The following is a 12,463-nucleotide window of genomic DNA, read 5'->3' as shown; positions in this document are numbered from 1 at the left end:
TCGGGATTACGCATTTCAGCTCTCGGAATTTAAAAGCCCGGATATCGTTCCGGGCTTTTCTTTTTGTATGTCGAGATCCTATATCAGTGCCGACCCCTATGAGCGCTTCGTGCGCCGCCCTTATTTCCGCAGGAGTATGCGATGTCTTCCTTTGATTTCGATCTTTTTGTCATTGGCGGCGGTTCTGGGGGTGTACGCAGTGCGCGTGTTGCCGCCTCGCTCGGCAAGAAGGTCGGTATTGCCGAAGAATATCGTTATGGCGGCACCTGCGTTATCCGCGGCTGCGTGCCGAAGAAGCTTTTCGTCTACGCCTCGCAATATAGTGAGCATTTCGAGGATGCCGCCGGCTTCGGCTGGACGGTCGGTAAGAGCACTTTCGACTGGAAAAAGCTGATCGAGGCGAAGGACAAGGAAATCGATCGCCTGGAGGGGCTCTATCGCAAGGGCCTCGACAACGCCAAGGCCGAGATCTTTGATACGCGTGCCGAGCTGGTCGATGCCCATACGATCCGCCTCCTGAAGAGCGGCAAGACTGTCACAGCGGAAACGATCGTCGTTGCCACCGGCGGAACGCCGAACCTGCATACGGCGCTGCCCGGCCACGAATTCTGCATTTCCTCGAACGAGGCTTTTCATCTCGACGAGCTGCCGAAATCGATCCTGATTGCCGGCGGCGGCTACATCGCCGTGGAATTCGCCAATATCTTCCACGGTCTCGGCGTCGAGACGACACTGATCTATCGTGGCGCCGAGATCCTGTCGCGCTTCGACCAGGACATGCGCAAGGGCCTGCATGAGGCCATGGAAGCCAAGGGCATCCGTATACTCTGCCACGATATCATCGAGAGCGTGACGAAGACAGAAGAGGGCCTTAGCGTGCGGACGAAGAACGACAAGGCATTGACGGTGGACACGGTGATGCTGGCGCTCGGCCGCACGCCGAACACGAAGGGTCTCGGGCTCGAGGCCGCTGGCGTGGCGATCAACGAACAGGGCGCTATCATTGTCGATGAATATTCGCGCACATCGGTGCCGAGCATCTATGCGCTTGGAGACGTCACCGACCGGGTACAATTGACGCCGGTGGCGATCCATGAGGCTATGTGCTTCATCGAGACCGTCTACAAGGACAATCCGACCCGCCCGGATCACGAGCTGATCGCGACGGCCGTCTTCTCGCAGCCGGAGATCGGCACGGTCGGTCTGAGCGAGGAGGATGCCGCCAAGCGTTATCCGGAACTCGAGGTTTACCGTGCTCAGTTCCGGCCGATGAAGGCAACATTGTCCGGCCGCAGCGAGAAGATGATTATGAAGCTGATCGTCAACGCCGCCGATCGCAAGGTGATTGGTGCGCATATTCTCGGCCACGATGCCGGCGAGATGGCGCAACTACTTGGAATTCCCCTGAAGGCCGGCTGCACCAAGGAAGATTTCGATCGCACCATGGCCGTTCATCCGACGGCGGCCGAAGAATTGGTGACGATGTATTCCCCAAGCTACCGCATCCGCAACGGCGAGCGCGTGTAAGCAATAGGGATAGTATTCCCAGACGTACAAAAGACCTGCCGAATAGTTGGTTCGCCTTTGCAAGTGGTCGGCAAAGGTTTATAAGCGCGCACAATTTACGGCGACGGGCACTTGGCGAAAAGACCAGGCGCGGAAACAGGTGAGTGAGATGGCACAGAATTGGACACCGAGCACTTGGCGGCAAAAACCGATCCAGCAGATGCCGGAATATCCGGATGCGGCGGCGCTGGCGGCAACGGAAGCGCAGCTTGCCAGCTATCCGCCGCTCGTTTTTGCCGGTGAGGCTCGCCGTCTGAAGGCGCATCTTGCCAATGTCGCCGAAGGAAATGGCTTCCTGCTGCAAGGCGGCGACTGCGCCGAGAGCTTTGCCGAGCATGGCGCCGACACGATCCGCGACTTCTTTCGCGCCTTCCTGCAGATGGCCGTCGTCCTGACCTTCGGCGCCCAGCTGCCGGTGGTGAAGGTTGGCCGTATCGCCGGCCAGTTCGCTAAGCCGCGTTCCTCGGGCATTGAAACCCAGGGGGCGTATCGCTGCCGAGCTACCGTGGCGATATCGTCAACGGCATCGAATTCAACGAAGAAGCGCGTATCCCCAATCCGGAACGCCAGATGATGGCTTACCGCCAGTCGGCGGCGACGCTCAATCTTCTGCGCGCCTTCGCGATGGGCGGCTATGCCAACCTTGAAAACGTGCACCAGTGGATGCTCGGCTTCGTCAAGGATAGCCCGCAGGGCGAGCGCTACCGCAAGCTTGCCGACCGCATCAGCGAGACCATGGATTTCATGAAGGCGATCGGTATCTCCTCGGAGAACAATCCTAGCCTGCGCGAGACCGATTTCTTCACCAGCCATGAAGCGCTGCTGCTCGGCTACGAAGAGGCTTTCACCCGCGTCGACTCCACCTCTGGCGACTGGTATGCGACCTCGGGCCATATGCTCTGGATCGGTGACCGTACGCGTCAGGCCGACCATGCGCATATCGAATATTTCCGTGGCATCAAGAACCCGATCGGCTTGAAGTGCGGTCCTTCGCTGCAGGCGGACGATCTGCTCAACCTGATCGACATCCTGAACCCCACCAACGAAGCTGGCCGCTTGACGCTGATCTGCCGTTTCGGCCACGACAAGGTTGCCGACAACCTGCCGCGCCTCATTCGTGCCGTCGAGAAGGAGGGCCGCAAGGTCGTCTGGTCCTGCGATCCGATGCATGGCAACACGATCACGCTCAACAACTACAAGACCCGGCCGTTCGAGCGCATCCTGTCGGAAGTCGAAAGCTTCTTCCAGATCCATCGCGCCGAGGGCACGCATCCAGGCGGCATCCACATCGAGATGACCGGCAAGGACGTGACCGAGTGCACAGGCGGCGCTCGCGCTGTCGGCGCCGATGATCTGCAGGATCGCTACCATACCCATTGCGACCCGCGTCTGAACGCAGATCAGGCCCTGGAGCTGGCCTTCCTGCTGGCCGAACGCATGAAGGGCGGCCGCGACGAGAAGCGTCTCGCCGCACACGGCTGATCGTAGGCTACCAGATCATCTCTCATGAACGGGCCGGTCCAGAACCGGCCCGTTTGCTTTTGTGCCCTTGCGATCAATCCGGCTGAAAGCTGCTTCATTTCTTTGCGTTTGACGCTCACGCTGCCGCCGTCGAGTTTGTCTGCAAAAGAGAGGGTTCAGAATGAGTGACGAACACACCGGCGCCTGCCTTTGCGGCAGCGTACGTTTCAAGACACGCGGCGCGTTGCGGGAGGTTGTCGGCTGCCATTGTTCGCAATGCCGCAAGCAGACAGGGCTCTACTTCGCCGCCACGGATGTTTCTCTCGACAATCTCAGCATCGAGGGTGAAGAGGCGATCACATGGTACCGTGCCAGCTCGTCTGCCCGCCGTGGCTTCTGCCGCACCTGCGGTTCCGCACTTTTCTGGGTGGCTGACAACGCCGAGAAAATCTCGATCATGGCAGGCCTCTTCGATGAGCCGAGCGAGCTGACGCTGGGCTACCACATCTATTGCGCCGACAAGGGTGATTTCTATGAGATCACCGATGGGTTGCCACAGTACCCGCAGGGGCGGCCGTGATTGTCGAGGAGGGGCACCGGAGTAATTAGAGGCGGGGCAGTTAAGTTTTTAGCTGGTTAGGTCCGCTATCTTCGAAATCGAAATCGTCATCAATCGCAAGGCCGGGAGGTCGCTGATGGCCGTGGCGAACAGCTCTGATCTCTATGAAATCACCAGCAATTTCGTAGTCGACCAAATAATCTCCCATGGCAAACCTCAGGATACCCGGGATCGGCAATTCATCGCTGTGAAAGCCCATTTGAGGGAAAAGAAGCAGGTTGGTTTTTAGCCGATTGAGGTCATCGAGGAAGCGGAGAGCCGCCGCGGGATTTCTATCTTTTAGGTATTGCACTTCTGACTTGATGTAGGCTCTGGCACCTGCCGAAAGACGAATTCTCTTCAAGCAGCCGCTCCTTTGACCGCCTTCGTCACTTCGCTGATGACATCGTCGAGATCGTAAGCTTCGCCGTTCGCCATGTCTCGACGCGCTTTCGCTATCTCTAATACTTCGCGACCTTCGGATGCGAGGTATGATTTAAGCGCTCTTACAAAAACCCAGCTGCGCGTTCGCTCACAGACCTCGGCGATCTCCTCGATTTCAGCGAGGATGTCGGCGGGAACGCGCAAGGTGATAGGATCTGAGAGGTCTCGTTGATTTTTCATAAGCATTATCTCCTTTTGTATTACAAAATAGAAGAATCGCGTGAAAAGTCAATTTCGGCCATGAGGGAGCACCCCACATCACCCCCGTTCTTCGCCGTCACCAGCTTGCTCAGATTCGCGATTTCCTCACGTAGCGCCGAAAGCTCTGTCATAACACGCAGGTCGATCTTCTGGTGCAGCGAAAGGACTTCGAGTTCGGCCTTGAGGTTGACTTCGTAATCCTTGGCGGCCTCGAAACGGTCGCGTTCGGTCTGGCGGTTCTGCGACATCATGATGATCGGCGCCTGGATGGCGGCGATCATGGAGAGGAGCAGATTGAGGAAGATGAAGGGGTAGGGGTCGAAGGCGTGGGTGAGGAGGACGATGGTATTGACGACGCACCAGAAGACCAGGAACAGCAGGAAGCAGATGATGAAGGACCAGGAACCGCCGACGCGGGCGATGCCGTCTGCGAGGCGTTCGCCATAAGAGGCTTTGGCGGAGAAAGCCGCATTGATGTCGGTGGAAACGATCTTGCGCTCATGCGCCTTTTTCAGCACGCGCTTTTCGATCTCGCCAAGCTCCTCAGCCGTCTTGTCGAAATGCTGATGAACGAAATTGGGCAGATTATACATGGGAACACTCCGAGGACTTGATCGCTTTGAGTGCCAAGTATTCGACTGCCCGATGGAAATGCAATGTGAAAAGGGTCGCAGCCTAGCTCCCCTGGTTGACCAACCAGGCATGCGACGGGAAGAAGCGGTCTAGTCCGTATTCCCGTCCGAACATCAGGTCATGCTCCAGATAACGATAGTCGCGCACCAGCGGATCGAGATCCTGCTCCTTGCGGCCCCAGTCCGGGAAAACCTTGTCGTCACGCGTCGCAAGCTGATAGCGATCGACGATACTGTATTTCTTCTGCAGCCGGCCGAGGAAGCCGGTGTAGAAAGGGTGCTCGTATCCAGCGGTCTTAAGGATGTGATAGGGCAGTTGCGATGGGCTGATCGTGCCGACGTCCTTGCGGACGCCCTTCTTGTTGGACCAGATGACCAGCGGCGTTTCATGCTCTCGCTTCATGACGTCGAGCGGCGCCTTTCGGGTCGCTACCGGTTCTGGCATGTAGCCTGTGTTCGGATAGACCGAGCCGAGCGGCGGCAGGTGATCGCCCCAGAGGACGATAATGGTCTCGCGGTCGCGATTGGAAGCCCAGTCCATCAGCATTTTCAGGCTTTGGTCGGCTTCCCGCACACCCTGCGCATAGGTGGCGAGCGTGTCACGATCGGTATCGGTGAGGTTGCCCTTGATATCGATCGTGTTCTCGACATAGCGATTTGCTTCATAAGGGCCATGACCCTGCAAGGTGACGGCGAAGAGGAAGAACGGCCGATCCATTGCGTCGCCCTCGCGCATGATCTCTTTCATCAGCGAGTCGTCCGAGGCAAAGACACCGCGCTTCTCCATGGGGGGCATGGTGTCTTCGGTGAGGAATTCCTCGAAGCCGAAAGCTCTATAGACCTCGTTGCGGTTCCAGAACCAGCCGCTGAACGGATGGAGCGCGCGCGCCGCATAGCCTTCTCCGCGGAAGAAAGTGGCAAGCGACGGGATCGGCTTGCGAACATATTGCTGGTAGGGAATGCTGCCATACGGCAGAAACGCGTTGGAAAAGCCCGTCAGCGCCTCGAACTCGACATTGGCGGTCATGCCGCCGAATTCCGGTGAGAAGACATGGCCGGACTGCGCTGCGCGGATGTTCGGCATCGGGTCGGGAGTCAAGCTCACGTTAGAAAGCCGGGTCGGATCCCAGAAGGATTCGCTCATCAGCATGATGACGTCAGGCTTTTGGCGTGGGCCGGAGAGATATCCATAATTGCGCGCGGGTATGGCGTCGATCGCATCTTGCCCGTAGCCCGCCGGCGCTTTGACATCAGCCATGGGCAGGTTCAGCGAGAAGGCTATAATGAAGCCGTTATAGCTGTAATTTTCCTTCTGATCCCAGACGATGGGGATGATGCGCAGTTTCTCGCGGATAAACGAATATTGCGTCGGGTCCATCTGCGAGACGAAGAGGGCTGCAAGCGGCAGGCAGATGGAGAGCCGGGCCCCGCGTGCCTTTTTCGACAGCATGGCGGCGCGTTGCCAGCCATAGCGCCACAGAAAGGCGAGGATGGCCAAGGACGCTATGATGCCGATAGTGAGCGCCACGGCGGTCCAGGGCTTGTCCCGAACCATTACCGGCATCAGTTCCATGATCTGGCGGGCAAACAGGAAATCCGACGGATAAAGCGGATCGGAGAGGAAGTTCTGTTTCTGATTGGAGATGAACGCCGGAACGAGCAGCAGTGGGGCAACCATCAGGATCGATTGATGCGCGCGGCCGAAAATCGCATCCAGCAATATCATCAGCAGCATGACGATGCCGATGGTGGTGAAGCCAGGACGAGTCGGAGAAAGCAGGTAGGACGGAACGGCCGCGAACTCTCCTCGAGCAATCCATTCGACGGCGACAACGGTCGACAGCGCGAGCAGGAAGGTGAGGGTGAGGCTCAAAATCTGGCGCAGGACCGCCGATTGCCGTCTCGCTGCGCCGATCTTCTGGAAAAGAACGAACCTGCCTGCCAAAGCAGAACCGATGACCAAAGCGACCAAAGATTTCTCCGAATGCTATAAAATATTCATATAATTGTCGTGCTTTTGTCATGAATACCGAACGAACCGCAAGGCGGACTTAGTATTTTTCGGGGTAAAAATATCACTTGCGCGTATGACGCGATTTTGCCGCATGCAGGATGGCGAAGGCTGTTGCGGAACAGGGCCACCGTCGTTAAATATATGGCATGACAGAACAAAGCCCCATCACCCAGACGATCCGCATCGCTGTCGCGCAGCTCAATCCGACGGTCGGCGATGTCTCCGGCAACCTTTCAAAAGCGCGTGAAGCGCGGGCCGAGGCGGCGCGCGAGGGCGCGCAGCTTGTTTTGTTTACAGAATTGTTCATTTCCGGCTATCCGCCGGAGGACTTGGTGCTGAAGCCAGCCTTTATCCGCGCCTGCCAGAAAGCCGTGGACAGCCTTGCCGCCGATACCGCCGATGGCGGACCGGGCATCATCGTCGGCTTTCCGCGTCAGGATGAGACTGGCCGCTACAATTCGGTCGCTGTGCTTGATGGCGGCAAGGTCATCTTCATCAGGGACAAGGTTGATCTGCCAAACTACGGCGAGTTCGACGAGAAGCGCGTCTTTGATGAGGGGACTATCGCGGGGCCGGTCAATTTTCGAGGCGTCCGGATCGGCATCCCGATTTGCGAGGAGATCTGGAACGATCTTGGCATCTGCGAAACGCTGGCCGAAAGTGGCGCGGAAATTCTTTTGGTTCCGAATGGCTCGCCTTACTATCGTGGCAAAGTCGACGTCCGTTATCAGGTCGTGCTCCGCCAAGTGATCGAGTCTGGCTTGCCGCTCATCTTTGCAGCCCAGGTTGGCGGCCAGGACGAGTATGTTTTCGATGGCGCGAGCTTTGCTTTTAACGCCGACAAAACGCTGGCTTTCCAGATGAGCCAGTTCGAAACCGCCCTGGCTGTGACGACCTGGAAGAAGAACGGCGACGTCTGGCATTGCAGCGAAGGTCCGATGGCGCATATCCCGGAGGGCGAGGAGGCCGATTATCGTGCCTGCCTGTTGGGCTTCCGCGATTATGTGAACAAGAATGGCTTCAAATCGGTCGTGCTCGGCCTCTCGGGCGGTATCGACTCGGCGATCTGCGCCGCGATTGCTGTCGATGCGCTCGGCGAGGAGCGGGTGCGCACCGTCATGCTGCCTTACCGCTATACCTCCGAGGACTCGCTGAAGGATGCGGCCGATTGCGCCAAGGCGCTTGGCTGCCGCTACGATATCGTGCCGATCGAGGAGCCAGTGACTGGCTTTACCTCGGCACTGGCCGATCTGTTTGAAGGCACCGAGAGCGGCATCACTGAGGAAAACCTGCAGAGCCGCGCCCGTGGCACCATCCTGATGGCGATCTCCAACAAGTTTGGCTCGATGGTGGTCACCACCGGCAACAAGTCGGAAATGTCGGTCGGCTATGCCACACTCTATGGCGACATGAACGGCGGCTTCAACCCGATCAAGGACCTTTACAAGATGCAGGTCTATGCGCTGTCGCGCTGGCGCAACCAGCATGTGCCGCCGGGCGCGCTCGGCCCTTCGGGCGAGGTGATCCCGTACAACATCATCGACAAGGCGCCGTCGGCCGAATTACGGCCAAACCAGACTGACCAGGATTCGCTGCCGCCCTATCCGGCGCTCGACGATATCCTCGAATGCCTGGTTGAAAAGGAAATGGCGGTCGATGAGATCGTGGCGCGCGGGCATGATGTCGCGACGGTTCACCGCATCGAGCATCTGCTTTACCTTGCCGAATACAAGCGCCGGCAGTCGGCGCCGGGCGTGAAGATCACAACGAAGAATTTCGGTCGCGACCGGCGCTATCCGATCACCAACCGGTTTCGCGATCGTTGATCGTAACGCCCTCCGGCGAATGGAGAAGCAATGCGCAGTTCGGTTGAGATCTACAATATCCGCACCGGTGAGAACCGGATCGTCTGGCAGACGGAGAGGTTGATCGAGGCGCCGAATTTTTCGCCGGATGGGCGCTATCTCTTGTTGAACGCAGATGGACTGCTCTATCGGATTGTCCTCGACGGGACGAGTGAACCGGTTCAGGTCGATACCGGCTTTGCGACGCTCTGCAATAACGATCATGGCATTTCGCCCGATGGCTCGCTGATTGCCATTTCCGACAAGACCCAGCATGGCAAGTCCTGCATCTACGTCCTGCCGGCCGAAGGCGGTACGCCGCGACAGGTCACCACCAATCTGCCGTCCTACTGGCATGGCTGGTCGCCTGATGGAAAACGCTTCTCCTATTGCGGTATTCGCAACAACGTCTTCGACATCTATACGATCTCGGTCGATGGCGGCGAAGAGACGCGGCTGACGCATGGCGAGGGCCGCAATGACGGGCCTGATTATTCCGCCGATGGGCAATGGATCTACTTCAATTCGAGCCGCACCGGCCTGATGCAGATCTGGCGCATCCACCCGGATGGCGCTGGTCTCCAGCAGGTGACAAGTGACAATTACGGCAACTGGTTCGCCCATCCGTCGCCGAAGAACGACAAGGTCCTGTTGATCTCCTACGACCCCGATGTCTTCGATCATCCGCGTGATTTGAATGTTCGTATGCGGTTGATGGACATGGATGGCGGCAACCTCACGACATTGTTCGAACTCTTCGGCGGGCAGGGCAGCATCAATGTGCCCAACTGGTCGCCCGACGGCGATGAATTCGCCTATGTCCGCTACGAGCCGGCTTGACGCCTCTGGACAGGCCGCGCGCTCCGTTATAGATCTTTGGCCGTTCTCAGGGCGCATCCGATCCGCGGGAAGGGCAAGGCCCACCTGATGCATAGAACGTAAAGACTGCCACACCTCTTTTCAGTCTGTGGGCGCGGATACCGGACGTGAATGAAAGGAGGTCTTTGTGACCACGCGCTCTCTGGCGGGCAACGCCACCCTCGATTCCCTCAAAAAGCAGGCCAAGGCTTTTCTGAAAGCCGTTCATTCCGGCGATGCATCGGCACGAAGCCGTGTCGCGCCCTATTTTGCCAATGTTGCCGATATCGGGCTTCAGGACATTCAGCTTGTCGTCGCCCGCGAGCATGGCTTTTCCAGCTGGGCGAAACTCAAGACGCATCTGGAAAGCGGCAATCGCGGAGAGGTCCCGCTGGATCAGCTTGCCAATCAATTCCTGTCGCTGGCGACGGTTTCCTATTTCTCTCACACTGCGGCTGATCCGGCGCGCTTTGACGAGGCGTTGCAACTGCTGGAGGCCAATCCCGACATTGCCGGCGACAGCATCCACATTGCTGCTGCTCTCGGTGACGCCGACGGCGTGGCGCGCTGGCTCGATCGCCAACCGCAGCTTCTCGACCGCAAAGGCGGGCCCTATGATTGGCCGCCGTTGCTTTATGCCTCCTATGCCCGGCTGCCTAGCCGATCTAGTCTGTCGGCGGCAAGGGTCCTGATTGAGCGCGGCGCCGATCCCAATGCCTTCTTTCTCGACAGCGGCCAGTATCGCTTCACGGCGCTGACCGGCGTTTTCGGCGAGGGCGAGGCCGGTAAGATCCGGCAGCCGCAACATCCCGAATGCGAGGCCTTCGCGCGCCTGTTGCTTGATGCCGGTGCCGAGGCGAATGACAGCCAGGCGCTTTATAACCGGATGTTCGAGCCGGATGATACTTGCCTGAAGCTGCTGCTGGAACATGGCCTTTCGGCCAAAGACAAGAACAACTGGCTGGTGCGCGAGGATGGAAGGCTGGTCGCGAATTCGCAGACCGTATTCGACTATCAACTGGCCTGGGCCTGTGAGAAGCGTATGGGGGAGCGTGTCCGACTGCTGGTCGAGCACGGAGCTGATGTTAATAGGCCCGTCAACGGCCGAACGCCTTACGAATGGGCGCGGCTGGGTAATGACAAGGATCTGGTGCTGTATCTCGTTCAGCAGGGAGCTATAGCCGTCCGTCTAAAGCAAGAGGATTGGATCTATATTCTGCTAACAACCGGCGATGTATCCACCGATCAAGCGGTATTCGTCGACCATGTAAAAAGAGTTGCAAGTGACATCGATATTCCCGATGCGATGCGACGGGCTCACCCCGCCATAATGCATGAAGCGGCCGGAGAGAATGCTCTAGAGCGCGTTCGCCGTATGCTGGCGCTCGGCCTCGACATCAATGCCATGACCAGCCGCACGCCGCTGCATGAGGCCGCTTTGCACGGCGACATCGAGATGGCGACGCTTTTGATCGAGCATGGTGCGGATACCAGCATCCGCGATCCCTATTATTATGCGCCGCCGATCGGCTGGGCGGAGTATAACGGCAGAGCGGAGATGGTGGAATTCCTGAAGACGCAGCCGCTCGATATCTTTGCGGCCGCTGCCTATGGCCAGATCGAGCAATTGGCCGTGCATCTGGATGCTCACCCTGAACTGATCAACATGCGCTTCGGTGATTTTCGCCCGCATGGAGAGGCAAGTCCGGATCGCGACTGGATGACGCCGCTTGGTTTTGCCATCCTCAATCGCCGAGCCGATGCGGTGGGCTTCCTGCTGGAACGCGGGGCCGATCGTTCCGTGAGAGATGCCTCCGGCCGGTCCTATCGCGATCTGTCGCGGGAGGTGGGCGACGAGGCGATCATGTCGCTGTTGAGGGTGTCTATTGCGCCGGCTGCGGGCCAATCTCTTTCGGATGCTTGAGATCGAGCGTGCCTTGGTCGGTCGCAAGAAATTGCGGGCCGACCTGGCGCACCTTGTTGGTCGCGGGATCGTAGGGCCGGTCAGGTTGCAGTTGTTTCGGCTGAACTGGAGTGATTTCTGGAGTTGGCATCGCCGCCGTCTTCTGCTGTGGCAATGCGGCGGCGTCCGTCTTGGGCTTCTGCGTCTCGATCGTCGTGATCGAGCTTTCCGGCTGCACCAGCGACTGTTGCTCGGGTGCTGAACTCTCGGGTCTTACGCGGGTGTCGATGACGGTGTCCGGCGTGGCCGACATCGGAGCGCTACAGCTGTTTCGTTGCATGTCATCGAGCAATCGCCGCCTCTCCAAGCCCGCATCGTCGATGCGGGACACGCTTACCTCACGCTCGTCCATCAGCGATGCAAGATCATCGCGCATCCGCTCCATCGCATCGTGCATGTCATCACAGGCGGCTTCATTGTCCGAGCCGAGTATCGTCAAACTGCTGTCGGTTGTGCAGCCCTGATTGCGCATGTCACTCTTCAGGCGCCGTATCGCCATGTTTTGCTGAACGATGGATCGCGAAAGCTGTCGCGTCTCCGCATTGGCGCCAACAATCTCCGTGACGTCGGCATAGCGGCCACGCAATTCGTCGCAGATGGCATTCGCCTGCGCAAGGGCCGGCGTCGCCGCCAGCAGGGATAGCAAAACAGAGGAATAAAATTTTTTGCCGCGGTTCACGTTGTGCTCTTCGAAAAGCGGTTAGATCTCTATGGAGAATATACCGTGTAGCTTAACAACGTACCCATCAAAACAGGCTGATTACGAAAGATTTTTTCGGTTAGACTTGGGATCGAATTTGGCTTGGGGTTCATCGGCGGAGCGAGGCCTCTAAATGAGGCATTGCCGACGAGGTCAGGAATGTCGAAAGAGGTAATTTAGTC

9 protein-coding genes and 2 pseudogenes are annotated in these 12,463 nt (G+C 58.2%); 6 read left to right on the top strand and 5 right to left on the bottom strand.

The annotated features are described in order from the left end of the window. The first annotated feature begins 141 nt into the window (after window positions 1–141). The 3 genes and pseudogenes from gor (at window position 142) to HB780_RS16755 (ending at window position 3,607) form a co-directional block, all read left to right on the top strand. Window positions 142–1,527 carry a glutathione-disulfide reductase gene (gor, locus tag HB780_RS16765; protein WP_183693859.1) on the top strand — a complete coding sequence of 462 codons (1,386 nt, stop codon included), beginning with the start codon at window positions 142–144 and terminating at the stop codon, window positions 1,525–1,527. Window positions 1,528–1,675: 148 nt separating this feature from the next. Further along, window positions 1,676–3,048, top strand: a pseudogene (locus HB780_RS16760) (class II 3-deoxy-7-phosphoheptulonate synthase). Window positions 3,049–3,208: 160 nt separating this feature from the next. Next, window positions 3,209–3,607 (top strand): GFA family protein, encoded by a 399-nt coding sequence (locus HB780_RS16755; protein ID WP_183693856.1) that lies wholly within the window; start codon window positions 3,209–3,211, stop codon window positions 3,605–3,607. A 40-nt stretch (window positions 3,608–3,647) separates the two neighbouring features. Here the strand turns inward: HB780_RS16755 and HB780_RS16750 are convergent, their stop codons facing one another. The 4 genes and pseudogenes from HB780_RS16750 to HB780_RS16735 all read right to left on the bottom strand — a co-directional run bounded on the left by HB780_RS16750 (window position 3,648) and on the right by HB780_RS16735 (window position 6,874). Then, window positions 3,648–3,980 (bottom strand): type II toxin-antitoxin system RelE/ParE family toxin, encoded by a 333-nt coding sequence (locus tag HB780_RS16750; protein ID WP_435693939.1) that lies wholly within the window; start codon window positions 3,978–3,980, stop codon window positions 3,648–3,650. Between the two features lie 5 nt (window positions 3,981–3,985). Continuing rightward, window positions 3,986–4,249, bottom strand: a complete 264-nt coding sequence (locus HB780_RS16745; RefSeq protein WP_183693850.1) for a CopG family ribbon-helix-helix protein — start codon at window positions 4,247–4,249, stop codon at window positions 3,986–3,988. A gap of 89 nt (window positions 4,250–4,338) precedes the next feature. After that, a pseudogene (locus HB780_RS16740) lies at window positions 4,339–4,863 on the bottom strand (DUF1003 domain-containing protein); the annotation flags it as partial. A gap of 82 nt (window positions 4,864–4,945) precedes the next feature. Beyond that, window positions 4,946–6,874 carry an LTA synthase family protein gene (locus tag HB780_RS16735; protein WP_183693847.1) on the bottom strand — a complete coding sequence of 643 codons (1,929 nt, stop codon included), beginning with the start codon at window positions 6,872–6,874 and terminating at the stop codon, window positions 4,946–4,948. 188 nt (window positions 6,875–7,062) lie between these two features. Here HB780_RS16735 and HB780_RS16730 point away from each other — a divergent pair, with 188 nt between their 5' ends. The 3 genes from HB780_RS16730 to HB780_RS16720 all read left to right on the top strand — a co-directional run bounded on the left by HB780_RS16730 (window position 7,063) and on the right by HB780_RS16720 (window position 11,542). After that, a complete protein-coding gene (locus HB780_RS16730) occupies window positions 7,063–8,742 on the top strand; it encodes an NAD+ synthase (protein WP_183693844.1) in 1,680 nt (559 codons plus the stop codon). 30 nt (window positions 8,743–8,772) lie between these two features. After that, window positions 8,773–9,600 carry a TolB family protein gene (locus tag HB780_RS16725; protein WP_183693841.1) on the top strand — a complete coding sequence of 276 codons (828 nt, stop codon included), beginning with the start codon at window positions 8,773–8,775 and terminating at the stop codon, window positions 9,598–9,600. 166 nt (window positions 9,601–9,766) lie between these two features. Then, entirely contained in the window at window positions 9,767–11,542 is a 1,776-nt protein-coding gene (locus HB780_RS16720) for an ankyrin repeat domain-containing protein (protein ID WP_183693838.1), read from the top strand. On the opposite strand, the gene HB780_RS16715 is transcribed toward HB780_RS16720, so the two are convergent. Further along, on the bottom strand, window positions 11,502–12,260 hold the full coding sequence (locus tag HB780_RS16715) for a hypothetical protein (protein ID WP_183693835.1): 759 nt from the start codon (window positions 12,258–12,260) through the stop codon (window positions 11,502–11,504). The genes HB780_RS16720 and HB780_RS16715 overlap by 41 nt on opposite strands. Between the last annotated feature and the right edge of the window lie 203 nt (window positions 12,261–12,463).

The organism is Rhizobium lusitanum (assembly GCF_014189535.1).
Classification (GTDB): domain Bacteria; phylum Pseudomonadota; class Alphaproteobacteria; order Rhizobiales; family Rhizobiaceae; genus Rhizobium; species Rhizobium lusitanum_C.
Note: the sequence above shows the minus strand (reverse complement) of the source record. Positions and strands in the feature narration are given on the sequence as shown.